This is a genomic window from Billgrantia tianxiuensis (assembly GCF_009834345.1).
Taxonomy (GTDB): domain Bacteria; phylum Pseudomonadota; class Gammaproteobacteria; order Pseudomonadales; family Halomonadaceae; genus Halomonas; species Halomonas tianxiuensis.
In genome coordinates this window covers 3,210,435-3,227,789 of record NZ_CP035042.1, presented here as the reverse complement: position 1 = coordinate 3,227,789, position 17,355 = coordinate 3,210,435, and the positions used below count along the sequence as shown (strand labels likewise).

Sequence of the window (17,355 nt, the reverse complement as noted above, 5' to 3'; positions counted from 1 at the left end):
CGGCGCTCCGACAGGCTCAGCAGAGGGCATCCAGCTTCTGCTTGAGCAGCTGATTGACCTGTTGCGGGTTGGCGGTGCCGCGCGAAGCCTTCATCACCTGACCGACAAAGTAACCGATCATCTTGCCACGCTTGTCCGGCTCGGCGTCGCGATACTGGGCCACCTGAGCCGGGCTGTCGGCAATGACCTGGTCGATCATCGTCTCGATGGCGCCGGTATCGGTGACCTGCTTGAGCCCCTGGGCCTCGATGATGTCGTCGGCGCTTGCACCTTGGCCGTTCCACAGCGCCTGGAACACCTGCTTGGCGGCCTTGCCGTTGATGGTGTCGTCGATGACCCGCACGATCAGCTCGCCGAGCTGGCGGGCCGACACCGGGCTGTCCTTGATCGACAGGTTCTCACGGTTCAGGGCTCCGGAGAGTTCGCCCTGGACCCAGTTGGCGGCCTGCTTGGCATCTCCACAGACGTCCCTCACCTCGTCGAAGTAGTCGGCCATCTCGCGGGTGGCGGAGAGCACGCTGGCGTCGTAGGCGGAAAGTCCCAGCTCGTTCTCGAAGCGGGTGCGCTTCTCGGCGGGCAGTTCCGGCAGGTTGTCGCGCAGGTGGTCGATATAGGCCTTGTCGAGCACCACCGGCAGCAGGTCGGGACAGGGGAAGTAGCGATAGTCGTTGGCTTCCTCCTTGGTGCGCATGCTGCGGGTCTCGTCGCGCTCGGGATCGAACAGGCGGGTTTCCTGCACCACTTTGCCGCCCTCTTCGAGCAGCTCGATCTGGCGCTCTACCTCGAAGGCGATGGCACGCTCGACGAAGCGGAAGGAGTTGACGTTCTTGATCTCGGCACGGGTGCCGAAGGTTTCCTGTCCCTTGGGGCGCACCGAGACGTTGACGTCGCAGCGCATCGAGCCCTCGGCCATGTTGCCGTCGGAGATGCCGAGATAGGTGACGATGGAGTGGATCGCCTTGAGATAGGCGGCGGCCTCTTTCGCCGAGCGCATGTCGGGCTCGGAGACGATCTCGAGCAGCGGCGTGCCGGCGCGGTTGAGGTCGACGCCTGTCATGCCATGAAAGTCTTCGTGCAGCGACTTGCCGGCGTCTTCCTCGAGGTGCGCGTGGTGGACGCGGATCGGTTTGGTGGTGCCGTCCTCCAGGGTGATCTCGACCACACCGGCACCGACGATGGGCTGGTACATCTGGCTGGTCTGGTAGCCCTTGGGCAGGTCGGGGTAGAAGTAGTTCTTGCGATCGAAGACCGAAACCTCGGGGATCTCGGCATGAATCGCCAGGCCGAACTTGACCGCCATGGCCACGGCGGCCTCGTTGAGAACCGGCAGTACCCCGGGCAGGCCCAGGTCGACGGCACAGGCCTGGGTGTTGGGCTCGGCGCCGAAGGCGGTGGAGGCGCCGGAGAAGATCTTCGAGCGGGTGGCGAGCTGGACGTGGACCTCCAACCCGATCACGGTTTCCCATTGCATCAGGCGTTCTCCTCGGCGAAGGCGGGGCGTTGACGGTGCCAGTCGGTGGCCTGCTGGAACTGATGGGCGACGTTGAGCAGGCGCGCCTCGGTGAAGTGGCTGCCCAGTATCTGCAGCCCGATGGGGCGGCTGCCGGCGAAACCGGCCGGTACGCTCATGCCGGGAATGCCCGCCAGGTTGATGGCAATGGTGTAGATGTCCTGCAGGTACATCGAGACCGGATCCTTCTTGGCGCCGAGGTCGAAGGCCGGCGTGGGCGAGGCCGGGCCCATCAGTACGTCGACCTCTTCGAAGGCATCGAGGAAGTCCTGGCGGATCAGGCGGCGTACCTGCTGGGCCTTCTTGTAGTAGGCGTCGAAGAAGCCTTCGGAAAGGGTGTGAGTGCCGATCAGGATGCGACGCTTGACCTCGTCACCGAAGCCCTCGGCGCGGCTGCGCTTGTACAGGTCGATCAGGTCGGCTGGGTTGGCGCAGCGGTGGCCGAAGCGCACGCCGTCGAAGCGCGACAGATTCGACGAGGCCTCGGCGGGAGCGATGACGTAGTAGGCCGGGATCGCGTAGTGGGTGTGCGGCAGGCTCACCTCGCGCACGCTGGCGCCGAGCGATTCATACACCTTGATGGCATCGCGTACCGCCGCCTCCACCTGCGGGTCGAGGCCGTCGCCGAAGTACTCGCGGGGCAGGCCGATCTTGAGGCCGGTGAGGGGCGTGTCGAGCTCCTCGGTGTAGTCGGGCACGCCGCGCGCCACGCAGGTGGAGTCGCGCAGGTCGTGGCCGGCCATGGCCCCCAGCAGCAGCGCGCAGTCTTCGGCGGAGCGGGCCATGGGGCCGGCCTGGTCGAGGCTCGAGGCGTAGGCGATCATGCCGTAGCGCGACACCCGCCCATAGGTGGGCTTGAGTCCGGTGATGCCGCAGAAGGCGGCGGGCTGGCGGATCGAGCCGCCGGTGTCGGTGCCGATGGCGGCCGGGACCAGGCCGGCAGCCACTGCCGCCGCGCTGCCGCCCGAGGAGCCGCCGGGTACCGCGGTGAGATCCCAGGGATTCTTCACTGCACCGTAGTGGCTGTTCTCGTTGGAGGAGCCCATGGCGAACTCGTCCATGTTGGTCTTGCCCAGGCTGACGGTACCGGCGGCCTTGAGCTTCTCGACCACGGTGGCGTCGTAGGGCGAGATGAAGTTGTCGAGCATTCGTGAACCGGCGGTGGTCTTGATGTCCTGGGTGCAGAAGATGTCCTTCAGCGCCAGGGGCAGGCCGGTCAACAGGTCTGCCTCGCCAGCCGCGCGTGCCTTGTCGGCAGCGTCGGCGGCAGCCAGGGCCTGGTCGTAGGTGACGGTGATGAAGCTGTTCAGCTTGCCGTCGAGGCGGTCGATGCGGCCCAGCAGGTGCTGGGTCAGTTCGCGGCTGGAAAACTCGCCGGCTTCGAGCGAACGGGCCAGTTCGGCAAGGGTCTTGTCATGCATGCGGCATGGCTCCATGAAGGCGTGCCGTGAGAGAGAAAGCGGATCCTGCGTTGACCGACGGCCGCTGTGGCGGCCGGCCGGGGCTCATTCGACGACTCGAGGAACGAGGTAGAGCCCGTTCTCCACGGCCGGCGCGCAGCGCTGGAAACGGCTGCGCTGGTCGCTCTCGGTGACTTCGTCGGCACGCAGGCGCTGAGTGACGTCCAGCGGGTGAGCCAGCGGCGCGACGCCTTTGGTGTCGAGACCCTGGAGCATGTCGACCATCTCGAGAATGCGGCCTAGGTCGTCCACGTAGCGGGCGGCTTCGTCGTCGGTCAGGCCGAGGCGGGCCAAATGGGCGGCCCGCTGCACGTCTGCGTGTTCAAGCGCCATGAGCTGAGTGTCCTCGCACGGATTAGAGTGTTATGCACAGCAGGAAAAGGTACCATATCCGACGCGTGGCGGGCACTCTTCTCGCACCCGCAGCGGTGCCATGTCGCTTGCTGCACGGGGGCCGCGATGATACCGTTTGCCTCCGCACTGGTCCCGGTCTGCACTAGGTAACGACGTCCATGTTCAAACGCTTGAGGGGGCTGTTCTCCAGCGATCTTTCCATCGATCTGGGTACGGCCAATACACTGATTTATGTCCGCGGTCGCGGTATCGTGCTCGATGAGCCGTCGGTAGTGGCCATTCGCCAGTCCGGCAACATGCGCAGCGTGGCCGCGGTTGGCGCCGATGCCAAGCGCATGCTGGGCCGTACGCCAGGCAACATTACCGCCATTCGGCCGATGAAGGACGGCGTGATTGCCGACTTCACCGTCACCGAGCAGATGCTGCAGCACTTCATCCGCAAGGTGCACCAGAGCACCTTCCTGACCCCGAGCCCGCGAGTGCTGGTCTGCGTGCCCTGCATGTCGACCCAGGTCGAGCGTCGGGCGATCAAGGAGTCCGCCGAGGGGGCCGGTGCCCGCGAGGTATTCCTGATCGAGGAGCCCATGGCCGCCGCCATCGGCGCCGGCCTGCCGGTGGATGACGCCCAGGGTTCGATGGTGGTGGACATCGGTGGCGGTACCACTGAGATTGCCATCATCTCGCTCAATGGCGTGGTCTACTCAGAGTCGATCCGCGTCGGCGGCGACCGCTTCGATGAGGCTATCTCCGCCTATGTGCGGCGCCACTACGGCAGCCTGATCGGCGAGGCCACCGCCGAGCGCATCAAGGAAGAGATCGGTTGTGCCTACCCCGGCGGCGAGTTGCGCGAGATCGACGTGCGCGGTCGCAACCTGGCCGAGGGTATCCCGCGCAGCTTTACCTTGAACTCCCATGAGATCCTCGACGCGTTGCAGGAAACGCTCTCTTCGATCGTGGCCGCGGTCAAGAGCGCGCTGGAGCAGTCTCCGCCGGAGCTTGCCTCGGACATCGCCGAGCGTGGTCTGGTGCTGACTGGCGGCGGCGCCCTGCTGCGTGATCTCGACAAGCTGATCGCCGAGGAGACCGGTCTGCCGGTCATCGTCGCCGAAGATCCGCTGACCTGCGTGGCGCGTGGGGGCGGGAAGGCGCTCGAGATGATCGACCGCCACACCTTCGAGCTGCTCTCGAGCGACTGACGGCTGCAAGGCCGCCTACCAGTGCGAATCGAAGTCTGAACAGGCGCAGCCAGCCGACGTGCTGCGCCCAGTGCGGGGGGGACGTCTATTAAACCGCTGTTCTCGCACGGTTCTGTGCCCGGCTACCGCATGCTGTTGTGTGCGGTGGCCGCTTCTGCTTTGATGTTCGTCGATCACCGCTTTACCCGTATGGAAGAGGTGCGTGCGCAGCTCACCACGGTCGTGGCGCCGATCCAATGGCTGGTGGCCGTGCCGAGCGACGTACTGGCCTGGGGGTCGCTGGCGCTCTCCGACCAGCGTGCCCTGGTGGAGGAGAACCGGCGCTTGCGTGAACAGGTGCTACACCTGTCGCACCGGGTCCAGCACATGTCGAGCCTGACCGCGGAAAACGTGCGCCTGCGTGAATTGCTGGGCGCCGCGGCACGCCTCGACGCCTCCTATATTACCGCCGAACTGCTCTCTCTCGACTCTGACCCGTTCACTCACCAGATGGTAATCGATCGCGGTCGCCGCAACGGTGTCTTCGTGGGTCAGCCGGTGCTGGACGCCTCGGGCCTGGTGGGGCAGGTGACGGCCGTTTCCGCCTATTCCAGCCGGGTCTTGATGGTGGCCGATGCCAGCCATGCGTTGCCGATCCAGGTCAACCGCAATGGGCTGCGTTTCGTGCTGCAAGGCAGCGGCCAGTACGATGCACTGCGTGTGATACATGTGCCGGACACGGCCGACATTCGCGTGGGCGATTTGCTGGTGACCTCGGGTTTGGCGGGGCGGTTCCCACCGGGATATCCCGTGGCGCGGGTCACCGAGGTGGTACACGATCCGGGACAGCCGTTCGCCCGGGTGACGGCCGAGCCGGTGGCGCGCCTGCAGCGCTCGCGTCACTTCCTGCTGGTGTTTCCGCCCGACCCCGTGCCGGTACCGGATGACGAGATGTGGGACCGCGAGCCGCCCGACGAACCTGAGGTCGATGCCGAACTGGCATCTGCGATGGAGGAGCTGGATTGATGCCAAGCGGACCGCGAACGGCACTGCCCTGGATGTGGTTCACCCTGCTGCTGGCACTGTGCCTGCAGGTGATGCCCTTGGCCGAGGGCTGGCAGATCTGGCGTCCCGACTGGCTCGGCCTGATGCTCATCTATTGGTGCATGGCAGCGCCCGATCGGGTGGGAGTCTTCCATGGCTTCGTGCTTGGCATACTGCTTGACCTCATCGAGGGGGCGCCGCTGGGTCAAAATGCCTTGACTCTGTCGCTGCTGGCCTTCCTCGCGGCGCTGGTCTATCCCCGCTTTCGCACCTACTCCCTCGTTCAGCAGTCTCTGTTGATCCTGGTGCTGCTCGGATTGGTGCAGTTGGTCGAGCAGTGGCTGCGAACCCTGTTCGGCCCTTTCTCGATGCACCTTGCCTTCCTGCTGCCTTCATTGATCGGGGCCGCACTTTGGCCTTGGCTGGCTACCATGTTCCAGGCTTTCGAGCGGCGCCTGGCGAGGAGCGACTAAGGAGCGACAGCATGAGCGATGCACCGTGTTCGCCCGCGCTCTGCCTGGCTTCGGCTTCTCCGCGCCGGCGTGAGCTGCTGGCCGGTATCGGACTCACCGTCGAGGTCCGGCCAGTGGACATCGATGAGACGGCGCTGCCTGGCGAGCTTCCCGAGGCCTACGTGGTGCGTCTGGCCCGGGAGAAGGCGCTCGCGGGTGGACGCCATTCGACGCTTCCGACATTGGGTTCGGATACGGCCGTGGTCTGCGATGGCCGGATTCTCGGCAAGCCTGCCGACAGGGCCGAGGCGGCCGCCATGCTGCGCCTGCTGTCGGGCCGCGGGCACGAGGTGCTCACCGCCGTGGCAGTGATGGGGCCGGCCGGGTTGCTCGAGACTTGCGTGGCGACGCGAGTCTTCATGAGGGATATCAGCGACAGGGAAATGGCGGCCTACTGGGATACCGGCGAGCCGGCCGACAAGGCGGGCGGCTATGCCATTCAGGGGCTGGCGGCGATCTTCGTCGAACGCATCGAGGGCAGCCACTCGGCAGTGGTGGGGCTGCCGTTGTTCGAGACGGCGCAGCTGCTGGCGCGACAGGGCGTGCCGATTTGGAATGGTGCTGTCTAGCCGCATCACTATGTCATAATGCGGCGAAGACTGAATTGGACAAGGACTTCCGCATGAGCGGCGAAGTACTGATCAACCTGACGCCGATGGAAACCCGCGTGGCGGTGGTGGAAAACGGCGTGTTGCAGGAAGCGCTAATCGAGCGTACGCGGCGACGCGGCATCGTCGGCAATATCTACAAGGGCCGCGTGGTGCGGGTACTACCCGGCATGCAGGCGGCCTTTGTCGATATCGGCCTCGACCGCGCGGCTTTCATTCATGCCCACGAAGTGATGCCGCCGGGAACCCCACCCGAGGAGCAGGCCTCCATCGGCCAGTTGCTCCATGAGGGCCAGGCTCTGGTCGTTCAGGTCACCAAGGATCCCATCGGCTCCAAGGGTGCGCGTCTGACGACCCACCTGTCGGTGCCGTCGCGCTACCTGGTCTACATGCCCGACTCCCCCCATCATGGCGTGTCCCAGCGTATCGAGGACGAGCGTGAGCGCGAGCGGCTGCGCGAACTGCTCGAACTCTGCCAGGCCGAGCAGGAGATCGAGATCACCGGCGGCTTCATCGTGCGCACGGCGGCGGAGAACGTGGGCAAGGACGAACTTTTCTCCGACATGCACTTTCTCCTGCGGCTATGGCGCAAGGTCAGCGAGCGCAAGGTGACCGCACCGGCGCCCAGCGTGATCTACGACGACCTGCCGCTGTTCATTCGTACCCTGCGCGATCTGATGCGCGACGAGATCGAGAAGGTGCGCATCGATTCGCGCGAGAACTACGTCAAGCTGCTTGAGTTCGCCGAGGAGTTCATGCCCGACTGCACGGCGCGCATCGAGTACTATCCCGGTGAGCGACCGATCTTCGACCTCTACAGCGTCGAGGATGAGATCCAGAAGGCGCTGGGCCGCAAGGTCCAGCTCAAGTCCGGCGGCTACCTGGTGATCGATCCCACCGAGGCGATGACCACCATCGACGTCAATACCGGCGGCTACGTGGGGCATCGCAACCTCGAGGAAACCATCTTCAAGACCAACCTCGAGGCAGCCAACGCCATTGCCCGCCAACTGCGCCTGCGCAATCTCGGCGGCATCATCATTATCGACTTCATCGACATGGAAGATCCCGAGCATCAGCGTCAGGTGCTGCGGGTACTGGAGAAAGCGCTGGAGCGCGACCATGCCAAGACCAAATGCACCGGCGTCACCGAACTGGGGCTGGTGCAACTGACGCGCAAGCGCACCCGCGAGAGTCTGGAGCAGACACTGTGCGAGTCGTGCCCCACCTGTGGCGGTCGCGGTACCCTGAAGACCGCCGAGACGGTGTGCTACGAGATCTTCCGCGAAATTCTGCGCGAAGAGCGTGCCTACAGCGCCGAGACCTATATGGTGCTGGCCTCTCAGCCGGTGGTGGATCGGCTGCTCGACGAGGAGTCCGCGGCGGTTGCCGACCTGGAAGCGTTCATCGGCAAGACTATTCGCTTCCAGGTCGAGGGCCATTACTCCCAGGAGCAGTACGACATCGTGCTGATGTGAGCGGCCGATGTCCTCCTCTCGTCAGATAGGACGCTGGGCCCTCACGCTCCTGGCCACGCTGTTGGCGCTGGCGGCGGTAGTGCTGTTGGCGCTGCGTGTGGCACTGTCCCAGGTCGATCAAATGGCGCCACGCGTCGAGCGGCTGCTCGAGGCGCGAACGGGAGCGGCGGTTCAGCTGCACGAGTTCAATGCCAGGCTGGCACGGCTCGATCCCGTGATCGAAGGGGGCGGTCTGTCGCTCAACACCCAGGAAGGGGACGCCGGCCTGCCTCTTCTCGAGGTCGAATACGCCCGGCTGTGGCTCGATACCTCCGCCAGCCTGCGTACCGGCGTGCCGGTGGTCGCTGATGCTCGCATGCGTGGGTTGACCCTTCATCTCTATCAGGATGAGCAGGGCGGCTGGCACTGGCCAGACCCGGCCAGGATTCCACCGGAGCTGCTCGAAGGCGAGTTCGATCTTGAGCGACTCGATTTCTGGGTCGGGTTACTGCTGCGCCAGCGAGCCTGGGTGGAGGACGTGCGGCTGGTGCTGCATGGTCGCGAGCGCCGGGTCGACATGCTGGCGCCGCGGCTATTGCTCACTGGTGATGAGCGGCGTGCCCATCTCGAAGGCGAGGTGCACCTGGAGGGACAAGAGGAAGCCTCGTTGCAGGCCGCGCTGGAGATTTTTCCCGGACCTACCGGCTTTCGCGATTTCAGCGCGGCGCTTCAGGCCGAGATGAAGCTCGACACGCTGATCGATCTGGTCGAGGTGTTCACTCCCGACGATCCCTTGAGGTTGGAGGATGCCAGCGGTGACGTCACCCTGTGGGGACGTTGGCACCGTGGTGCCCTGGCCGATGCGCGTATCGATCTCGACATCCCGCGGCTGGCGCTGCGCCGCGATGATGCACCGATCGTATTGGAACCGTTCAGGGCGCGTGGTCAGTGGTTGCGCAGCGACTCGGGCTGGGAGGCCTGGTTGCAGGGCGACGCCTCGGCCGCCGAATGGGCGGAGCCGGATGAACTCGAGCGTGAGCGAGAGCCGGCGCTGCCACACTTCTGGCACCTGCGCCATGATGGCGAGGGCTGGTGGCTGACCACCAGTCAATTCGAGCTGGCCTCGCTTGCCGCTTGGCGTGAACGCATTCTACTGCCCGAAGGGCTGGTGCGTACCATCGATGCCCTGGGGCCTCGTGGCCTGGTTTCGGGCTTGGGAGTCGGTCGGCGCAACGGGCATTGGGTGGCACAGGCCGCCGTGCATCAGGTCGAGGTGGAGCCCTGGGACGAGGTCCCGGGAGGCGGTCCGCTGGATGCCTGGGTCGAAGCACGGGACCTCTCCGGTCGGGTCGAGTTCGTCGGCGTGGGCGAGCCCGCCCTGAAGATACCGCAGCTCTATCAGGCTCCGATGGAGCTTTCCCATGCCAGTGGCGAGGTGCGCTGGACCTACGAGGGACCACGTACCTTCGTCAGTGGACGCAATCTCAAGGCCGGCTGGCAGGATGCTGAGGTCGAGGGAAGCTTCGGCCTAGCGATCGGTGGCGGCGTACATGGTGGCTTGGGCCTTGACCTGCGCTTCCGCGATGTAGATGCACTGGAGCGGCCGCTGGTGGACTGGCTGCCTGCCGATGTGCTGGGCGAGGAGCTAGACGCCTGGCTGGCGGCGGGCGTGGCCGGCCGCGTGCCGTCTGGCGAACTCAAACTGCATCTGCCGCTCCGACGCGGCGGCAGCGGCCTTGAGCCACGTCTTCAGCTCGACCTTGAAATCGTCGACGGCCGGCTGCCGTTCGATCCGCAGTGGCCGGTGATCGAATCGGTCGAAGGCCGGCTGCGTGCCGGCATCGGCACCCTCGATGCCGAGGTGCGCTACGCCGAGAGCCTGGGTGTCGAGGGGACCAACGGTCAGGTTGCCATCGAGGATGACGTACTCCGCGTGACTGGCGATCTGGCTGCCGATGCCGATGGCATCCGGCGCTATTTACGGGCGATTCCGGTCGACGGCATGGAGCAGGTCGACGATTGGCGCGGAGAGGGCCGCGCCAGCGGTAGCATCGAGCTTACTACCCTGCTGGGGGAGGATGACGGCTTTCGGCTCGACCTCGAAACCGACGTCGATATGCAGCGTCTCGTCTACCTGCCGCTGGAAGTGCCTCTCAGCGATGTGAAGGGGGCGCTCGCCTGGCGTCAGCGCGATGAAGAGGGTGGGCTCGAGGGCCGCTTGGAAGGGCGTTTGTTCGGCGGGCCGTTCAATGCTGAGATCGATACTCTGGCAGGCTACGTTGCACTCGATGGCGCCGCTGAGGTGGATAGAGTGTCGCAGCGCTTCGATGCCGGTGCGCTCGGCGCTCGGCTGTCGGGTCGCCTGCCGTGGCGCGGCCGCTTCGAGCTTGGCGAAACGCGCAATACGGTTCGCTTCGACAGCAGCCTGCAGGGTGTCGCCATCGACCTGCCGTCGCCGCTGGGCAAGGCGGCTGGGGAGAGTCGTCCGCTGTGGATCGAAGCCGATCTCGATCAACAGCGGGTGGAAGCCGAAATGGGCGGTGATGCCCGCCTGCGCTGGCGCGGCCTGCCGTGGTCGGATCTGGGCCAGGGTCAGTTCTGGCTTGGGCGACTGCCCGAAGCGCCCAGTTGGCCCGAGCAGGAGGGATGGTCGGGTACCCTTTACCAATCCCGTCTCGACCTGGTGGAGTGGAGTACGGCGCTGGCACCGATGCTTGGCAATGGCTCGCCGGATAGCGGTGCGGGCTCTGGGGCGCTACGTCGCCTGCGAGTGGAGACCGCCTGTCTCGTCGGTCCGCAGGATTGCCTAGGCACCATGACCGCCGATGCACGGCCGCACACCGGCGGTGGTTGGCGTGTCGGCCTGCGGGGAGACCTGCTCGAGGGTTACCTCGATTACCGTCCGTCGCTCACCGACCCCTTGGATATCGCACTAGAGCGTTTGACCCTCGATGGACTGCTCCCCGCACAGCCGGAAGGGGCCGGCAACCTGCTCGAGGAGCTCGACGTACCGCCCGATCCCACGCCGCTGCCTCAGTGGACCAGCGAGCTTCCCGATGGTCGCCTGCGTATCGCCGACATTCTCTACCAAGGACGCCAGATCGGTCCGTTGACCGCTCATTGGCAAAGTGGGCCGCAGCGGCTCAGCATCGTCCCTCTGGGACTGACCCTGGGCCAGATTTCGGCCCGGGGGAAGTCGTCTGGGAGTCCGCCGGTCCGGGCGACAGCTTGACTCGCTCGCGGCTCGATCTCGATGGGCGTGATCTGGGCACTGCACTGGAGCGGCTCGGTCAGCCGGTCTCGATCCGCAGCGGCGAGACGCGCGTGCGCAGTCAGCTGGCCTGGCCGGGACCGCCCTGGCAGTTCGCCCTGGCGCGTTCGCGAGGCAGTATCGAAGTCGAGTTGCGCAATGGCCGCTTCGTCAATCTGGAGTCGCCGACGGCGCGGGTGGTGGGGCTGCTCAACGTCGACAATCTGGTGCGCAGGTTGCGCATGGACTTTTCCGACGTGACCGGGCAGGGCACGGCCTTCGATCGGGTGAGTGGGGCTGCTACCCTGTATGGAGGCGTACTGGAAACCAATGGTCCGGTGCTCATCGATGGCCCGGCCACTTCCTTCACCCTGGACGGCACCGTCGATCTGGCACGACGGGAACTGGATCAGCGTCTGGGCGTCACAGTGCCAGTCAGTAGCAGCCTGCCGCTGGCCGCGGTTATCGCCGGTGCGCCAGTAGTGGGCGGTGCCCTGTTCATTGCCGACCGTCTGTTCGGCAGAGCCATCGACCGGGTCACCCGAATTCACTATCGCGTGCGAGGCCCCTGGACCTCGCCGGACATCACACTGGAAACCGCCGAATGACGACATCTTCACCTGCCTTGCTCGATACCGCCGTCGAGATCCTATTGCACCCCGGTGGGCTGGATATCGACGCCCTCGATGCTGGACTCGGCCACGTGCTGGCTCCGGGGGTCGATTATGCCGACCTCTATTTCCAGAGAAGCTGGCACGAGAGCTGGGTGCTCGAGGATGGCGAGGTCAAGGAGGCCGGCTACAACATCGACGGGGGCGTCGGTGTGCGTGCCATGGCGGGCGAGAAGACCGGCTTCGCCTATTCCAACCAGATCACTCTCGATGCCCTGGCGGAAACGGGGCGCACGGCCTCGGGCATCGTGCGCAGCGGAGCGCGTCTTCCGCTTGGTTCCCGAGTCGTGAGCCAGGGCGCGTTGCGCTATGCCGCAATCGATCCTCTCGCCGGCCTGTCGGCGGAAGAGAAGATTGCCATGCTCAAGCAAGCCGACCGGGTGGCGCGTGCCGCCGACCCGGCTGTCTCCCAGGTCAGCGCATCGCTCACCGGCGTGCACGAGGTCGTGCTGGTGCGTGCCAGCGATGGCACCCTGGCGGCGGACATTCGGCCGCTGGTGCGTTTCAACGTCAGCGTCATTGCGGTCCGGAATGGACGACGTGAGCGTGGCAGTGCGGGTGGCGGCGGGCGCTATGCCATGTCGCGGCTGCGCGATGACAACGCCGCCGAGCGCTTTGCCAAGGAGGCGGTGCGTCAGGCGCTGGTAAACCTGGAGGCAGTGGACGCTCCGGCCGGGCAGATGCCGGTGGTGCTTGGCCCCGGTTGGCCGGGGATTCTGCTTCACGAGGCGGTGGGGCACGGCCTGGAGGGCGACTTCAACCGCAAGGGCAGTTCCGCCTTTGCCGGTCGCATGGGGCAACGTGTCGCTGCGCCTGGCGTGACGGTGGTGGACGATGCCACCCTGGCCGATCGGCGCGGCTCCATGAGCGTGGACGACGAAGGCACACCGGGCCAGAACACCACGTTGATCGAGGACGGCATCCTCACCGGCTACATGCAGGACAAGCTCAACGCCCGGCTGATGGGCATGACGCCCACCGGCAATGCCCGGCGCGAGTCGTTCGCCCACATGCCGATGCCGCGCATGACCAATACCTACATGCTGGCTGGCCAGGACGATCCGGCCGACATCATCGGCAGCGTCAAGCGTGGTATCTATGCGGTCAGCTTCGGCGGTGGCCAGGTGGACATCACCTCGGGCAAGTTCGTGTTCTCGGCGAGCGAAGCCTATTTGATTGAGAATGGCAGGATCACCGTGCCGGTGAAGGGCGCCACCCTGATCGGCAACGGGCCGGAGGCGATGGGGCGGGTGTCGATGATCGGCCACGACCTGGAACTCGACACTGGCATCGGCGTATGCGGCAAGGAGGGACAGGGCGTGCCGGTGGGGGTTGGCCAGCCGACGTTGAAGCTTGATGAGCTCACCGTTGGAGGAACGCAATCTTGACCACTACGAGGGCCGCAAGCTTGTAGATCCTGCGGGCTGCGGGCTGCGGGCTGCGGGCTTTGCTCGTTGCCCGAGGCCCGTAGCTCGCCGCGCTATAGTCCGGCCGTATCGCGGATCAGCCGGAACAGTTTGCGGGCGTTGGCTGGGGGCTTGCCCCGTTCGCGCTCGCTTCTGGCGTTGCGGATCAACTGGCGAAGCGCCTGGCGATCGACATCGGGATAGTCGGCGATGAAGGCCTCCACGGCCTCGTCGCCTTCGTCGATCAGCCGGTCACGCCACTTCTCGAGACGATGGAAGGCCAGATCGCGGCGACGGTTCTCCTGCTCGATTTCGTCGAACACGGCCTGGATCGCTTCCAGGTCCTCGCGCCGCATCAGCTTGCCCACGTACTGCATGTGGCGCCGGCGCCCCTCGTGGAGCGGATGCGGGAGGTTTCCTCGACGGCGGCGAGCATGTCCTCGGAAAGCGGGAAGCGGGCACGTTCCGCGGGAGTCATGGCGATGATCTGCTCGCCCAGTGCCTGCAGCGCATGCATTTCACGCTTGAGCTGCGACTTGCTGGGTCTTTCGTCGGAGGGGGAGGGAATATCCTGGGTCATGCCGCATCCAAGTGGTAAGGGATTGGAATTCGGTTGGCCATCGCGCAGCGAACAGGCCCGAATGGCAGCAGTATATCAGGCCGCCGCCTTGCGGCGGGAAGTGACACTTGCGAGGACCGGCTTGGCCGGTGAATGAGGGAGACACACATGACCAAGGCTTTCGATGCCGCTGCCCAGCAGGCCCTGCTGGAGTCCCGCGCCGAGCAGGCGCTGCTTCTGGCGAAGCACCTGGGGGCGGATGCCTGCGAAGTGGGAGCCAGTGTCGATCAGGGAATCGGCATCAGCGTACGTGAAGGAGAGGTGGAGTCCGTCGAACTCTCCCGCGACCAGGGAATTGCCGTCACGGTCTACCTGCGCGGCCACAAGGGCAGCGCCTCCTCCACCGATGCCAGCGATGCCTCGATCCGTGAGGTCGTGGAGAAAGCCATGGCCATCGCGCTGTATACCGGTGAGGATCCTGCGGCGGGGCTGGCCGATGCCGAGTTGATGGCCACCGACCTGCCGGACCTCGACGTGCACCACCCCTGGTCGCTCTCCACCGAACAGGCCGTCGAGCTGGCACTGGCCTGTGAAGCGGCCGGGCGTGCCGAGTCCGGCATCCGCCAGTCCGAGGGGGCGTCGCTCTCCAGTGGCGAGGGGGTGCGGGTGTATGCCAATAGTCATGGCTTCCTCGGCAGTCAGCGTGGTAGCCGGCATTCGCTGTCCTGCATGTTGATCGCCGAAGATGAGGGCGGCATGCAGCGCGACTACGATTACACCAGTGCGCGCAATCCCCGCGACCTGTTGGCCGCAGAGGAAGTGGGCAAGCGTGCCGCCGAGCGCACCCTGCGTCGCCTGGGCGCGCAGCGGCCGGCCACTGGGCGCTTGCCGGTGCTGTTCGATGCCACCGTGGCCAGCGGTCTCGTCGGCCACCTGATGAGTGCCATAGCCGGTGGTGCGCTCTATCGCCAAGCGTCGTTCCTGTGCGACCGGTTGGGTGAACCACTGTTTCCCGACTGGTTCAGCTTGGGCGAACGGCCCATGGAGCGCGGCGCCATGGCCAGCTCGCCGTTCGACAACGATGGCGTGCAGACTCGCGACAACGTTTTCATCGAAGCAGGGCGCCTTGCCAGCTACATGCTCTCGGCCTACAGCGCGCGGCGTCTTGGCATGCAGACCACCGGCAACGCAGGCGGGGCGCGCAACCTGCGCATCACGGCCCCGCTCGAGTCGCGCGAGGCACTGCTCTCGCGGATGGGTCGAGGCGTGCTGGTCACCGAGCTAATGGGGCAGGGGGTGAACGGTGTCACCGGCGACTACTCCCGCGGTGCGGCCGGCTTCTGGGTTGAGAACGGCGAAATCCAGCATCCAGTGGAGGAGTTCACCATTGCCGGCAATCTCGAAGCGATGTTCAAGGGGCTGGTCGGCGTGGGCAGCGACATCGATACCCGCGGCAGTATCCATACCGGCAGTTGGCTGATCGACGAGATGACCGTGGCCGGCTCATGAGCTGAATGGGCGCTTTACGCTTTCCCCATTAAGTTATCGGGAATGAGCGAGCGATGGCCAGGCCAGGCGAAGCCCGACGGCACTGCGAAGAGGGCTTCAACACCGCATGGCCGAGCGCAGCCATTCCCCTAGTTATCCTCTTCGAAGCGGGCCTCGAACAGAGCCTCGATGGCCTCCAGGGCCGCTTCGGCATCCTCTCCTGCGGCGCTGACCTCGAGTTCGGTGCCGCAGGGTGCGCCCAGCATCAGCAACGCCATGATGTTGTTGGCATCGGCCTGCTGGGGGCCCCGGCTGACGATGATACGTGCATTGAAGGGCTGGCAGCACTGCACCAGCTTGGTGGCAGCGCGAGCGTGCAGGCCGCGTTTGTTGGTCAGGATCAGCTTGCGGCAGGGCACGCTACGATTCCTTGTGGTCAGGCGTCTCGGCGGTCGGCTCCTGTGTGGCGGTGACCGGCGTATGGATACCGAGTTCGCGATGACGCAGGCGCACGTCCGGCTGCTGCTGTGCCAAGTGGTGCGCGAGACGTTCGGCGAGATAGACAGAGCGGTGCTGGCCACCGGTGCAACCGATGGCGACGGTAAGGTAGCTGCGGTGAGAATCGCGATACGCCGGTAGCCAGCGTTCGACCCAGGCGATGATATCGTCGAGCATTTGCTGAACCAGCGGGTACTGCTCCAGGAATTCCACGATGCTGGGCTCCCTGCCGGTGGCTGAGCGCAGGCGGGGGTCCCAATAAGGATTGGGCAGGCAGCGCGCATCGAAGACGATGTCGGCATCGAGCGGCACGCCGCCCTTGAAGCCGAACGATTCCACGGTCAGGGTCAACTGGTCGGCGCGATGGCTGGCCACCTGCTCGGTGATACGGCCGCGAAGGTCGTGCACCGACAGCCGCGAAGTGTCGATGATCAGGTCTGCCAGGTTGCGAATGTCGCTCAACGTGGCGTCTTCCGACTCGATGGCTTCACCCAGGGTCATGTCGCGGCCACGGGTCAGGGGGTGGCGACGCCGGGTGGCGGAGTAGCGCTCGTGCAGGATCTTGGCATCGGTCGTCAGGTAGACGATCTGGCAGTCGACCTGCTTGGCGCGCAGCTCTTCCAGCAGCCGCGGGAAACGTTCCAGGGCATGAGGCAGGTTGCGTGCATCGATGCTGACGGCGATGGAAGTCTGGATCGTAGGGGAGTTACGTAGCTCATCGACCAGCGACCCGAGCAGCATCGCCGGCAGGTTGTCGATGGCATAGTAGCCAATGTCCTCGAGCGCTTGCAGTGCGATCGATTTGCCAGAGCCGGAACGGCCGCTGATGATCACAAGCTGCATGAGGGTTCTCCTGATCAGGGGCTGGCCGAACGGCGTAACGAAAAATTCAGGCCGAGGACTGTCGTCGTATCGCTTCGATGAGACGCTCGTGGAGTTCGCGCTGGCTCTCGCATTTGCGCAGCCGTGCACGTGTGTCGGCATCGTTCATCACGCTGGCCACCTGGCTCAGCAGCGACAGGTGGGTGTCGTCGGCCTCCTCGGGTACCAGCAGTACGAAGACGAGATCGACCGGTTCGCCGTCGATGGCGTCAAAATCGATGGGCTCCGCCAGTTTGAGAAAAGCCGCCACGGGGCTATGGCAGTGTGGGCTACGGGCATGGGGAATGGCGACGCCATTGCCGATGCCAGTGCTACCCAGCCTCTCGCGGCCGACCAGCCGGCTGAAGACTTCCTGGCTGTCGAGGCTCGGAGTGTTCTGCGCAATGAAGGTGCTGAAGAACTCCAGCACCCTCTTCTTGCTGCCTCCCGGAACGTCGAACAGCGCGCGTTCCGGGGGCAGGATGGTTTCCAGTGTCATGGC

The 17,355-nt window shown here is 65.4% G+C and carries 15 protein-coding genes and 1 pseudogene; 9 read left to right on the top strand and 7 right to left on the bottom strand.

Translation table 11 applies throughout. The features are described 5' to 3' along the window. Positions 1 to 16: 16 nt before the first annotated feature. The 3 genes from gatB to gatC all read right to left on the bottom strand — a co-directional run bounded on the left by gatB (position 17) and on the right by gatC (position 3,303). Positions 17 to 1,471 (bottom strand): Asp-tRNA(Asn)/Glu-tRNA(Gln) amidotransferase subunit GatB, encoded by a 1,455-nt coding sequence (gatB, locus tag EKK97_RS15110; protein ID WP_159553107.1) that lies wholly within the window; start codon positions 1,469 to 1,471, stop codon positions 17 to 19. Beyond that, on the bottom strand, positions 1,471 to 2,931 hold the full coding sequence (gatA, locus tag EKK97_RS15105; RefSeq protein WP_159553105.1) for an Asp-tRNA(Asn)/Glu-tRNA(Gln) amidotransferase subunit GatA: 1,461 nt from the start codon (positions 2,929 to 2,931) through the stop codon (positions 1,471 to 1,473). The genes gatB and gatA overlap by 1 nt, the downstream gene beginning before the upstream one ends. A gap of 84 nt (positions 2,932 to 3,015) precedes the next feature. Beyond that, positions 3,016 to 3,303, bottom strand: a complete 288-nt coding sequence (gene gatC, locus EKK97_RS15100; protein ID WP_159553103.1) for an Asp-tRNA(Asn)/Glu-tRNA(Gln) amidotransferase subunit GatC — start codon at positions 3,301 to 3,303, stop codon at positions 3,016 to 3,018. A 179-nt stretch (positions 3,304 to 3,482) separates the two neighbouring features. On the opposite strand from gatC, the gene EKK97_RS15095 reads away from it, so the two are divergent. From EKK97_RS15095 to tldD, 8 genes are all read left to right on the top strand, one after another. Further along, the gene (locus EKK97_RS15095) at positions 3,483 to 4,520 is read left to right on the top strand and encodes a rod shape-determining protein (protein ID WP_104201758.1); all 1,038 of its coding nucleotides are present in this window, start codon (positions 3,483 to 3,485) and stop codon (positions 4,518 to 4,520) included. A gap of 129 nt (positions 4,521 to 4,649) precedes the next feature. Beyond that, positions 4,650 to 5,525 (top strand): rod shape-determining protein MreC, encoded by an 876-nt coding sequence (mreC, locus tag EKK97_RS15090; protein ID WP_159553101.1) that lies wholly within the window; start codon positions 4,650 to 4,652, stop codon positions 5,523 to 5,525. Continuing rightward, positions 5,525 to 6,016: a rod shape-determining protein MreD gene (gene mreD / locus EKK97_RS15085; RefSeq protein WP_159553099.1), complete on the top strand. Its 492-nt coding sequence runs from the start codon at positions 5,525 to 5,527 to the stop codon at positions 6,014 to 6,016. The genes mreC and mreD overlap by 1 nt, the downstream gene beginning before the upstream one ends. A gap of 11 nt (positions 6,017 to 6,027) precedes the next feature. Next, positions 6,028 to 6,624: a Maf family protein gene (locus EKK97_RS15080; RefSeq protein WP_159553097.1), complete on the top strand. Its 597-nt coding sequence runs from the start codon at positions 6,028 to 6,030 to the stop codon at positions 6,622 to 6,624. Positions 6,625 to 6,677: 53 nt separating this feature from the next. After that, positions 6,678 to 8,141, top strand: coding sequence for a ribonuclease G (gene rng, locus EKK97_RS15075; protein ID WP_159553095.1), 1,464 nt, complete (start codon positions 6,678 to 6,680; stop codon positions 8,139 to 8,141). Positions 8,142 to 8,148: 7 nt separating this feature from the next. Then, positions 8,149 to 11,352 carry a YhdP family phospholipid transporter gene (locus tag EKK97_RS15070; RefSeq protein WP_236551236.1) on the top strand — a complete coding sequence of 1,068 codons (3,204 nt, stop codon included), beginning with the start codon at positions 8,149 to 8,151 and terminating at the stop codon, positions 11,350 to 11,352. Beyond that, positions 11,349 to 11,978 carry a YhdP family protein gene (locus EKK97_RS24845; protein ID WP_236551235.1) on the top strand — a complete coding sequence of 210 codons (630 nt, stop codon included), beginning with the start codon at positions 11,349 to 11,351 and terminating at the stop codon, positions 11,976 to 11,978. Before EKK97_RS15070 ends, EKK97_RS24845 begins: the two co-directional genes overlap by 4 nt. After that, positions 11,975 to 13,429: a metalloprotease TldD gene (gene tldD, locus EKK97_RS15065; RefSeq protein ID WP_159553093.1), complete on the top strand. Its 1,455-nt coding sequence runs from the start codon at positions 11,975 to 11,977 to the stop codon at positions 13,427 to 13,429. The genes EKK97_RS24845 and tldD overlap by 4 nt, the downstream gene beginning before the upstream one ends. A gap of 92 nt (positions 13,430 to 13,521) precedes the next feature. Here tldD and yjgA read toward each other — a convergent pair. Then, positions 13,522 to 14,027, bottom strand: a pseudogene (gene yjgA, locus EKK97_RS15060) (ribosome biogenesis factor YjgA). Positions 14,028 to 14,174: 147 nt separating this feature from the next. Here yjgA and pmbA point away from each other — a divergent pair. After that, complete coding sequence (gene pmbA, locus EKK97_RS15055) at positions 14,175 to 15,515, top strand: metalloprotease PmbA (protein ID WP_159553091.1); 1,341 nt, start codon at positions 14,175 to 14,177, stop codon at positions 15,513 to 15,515. A 128-nt stretch (positions 15,516 to 15,643) separates the two neighbouring features. Here the strand turns inward: pmbA and EKK97_RS15050 are convergent, their stop codons facing one another. From EKK97_RS15050 to ptsN, 3 genes are read right to left on the bottom strand one after another with little or no spacing between them, the layout of a single operon-like run. Continuing rightward, entirely contained in the window at positions 15,644 to 15,913 is a 270-nt protein-coding gene (locus EKK97_RS15050) for an HPr family phosphocarrier protein (RefSeq protein ID WP_159553089.1), read from the bottom strand. A gap of 1 nt (position 15,914) precedes the next feature. Beyond that, positions 15,915 to 16,835 carry an RNase adapter RapZ gene (rapZ, locus tag EKK97_RS15045; protein ID WP_159553087.1) on the bottom strand — a complete coding sequence of 307 codons (921 nt, stop codon included), beginning with the start codon at positions 16,833 to 16,835 and terminating at the stop codon, positions 15,915 to 15,917. Between the two features lie 46 nt (positions 16,836 to 16,881). After that, positions 16,882 to 17,352 carry a PTS IIA-like nitrogen regulatory protein PtsN gene (ptsN, locus tag EKK97_RS15040; protein ID WP_159553085.1) on the bottom strand — a complete coding sequence of 157 codons (471 nt, stop codon included), beginning with the start codon at positions 17,350 to 17,352 and terminating at the stop codon, positions 16,882 to 16,884. Positions 17,353 to 17,355: the final 3 nt, after the last annotated feature.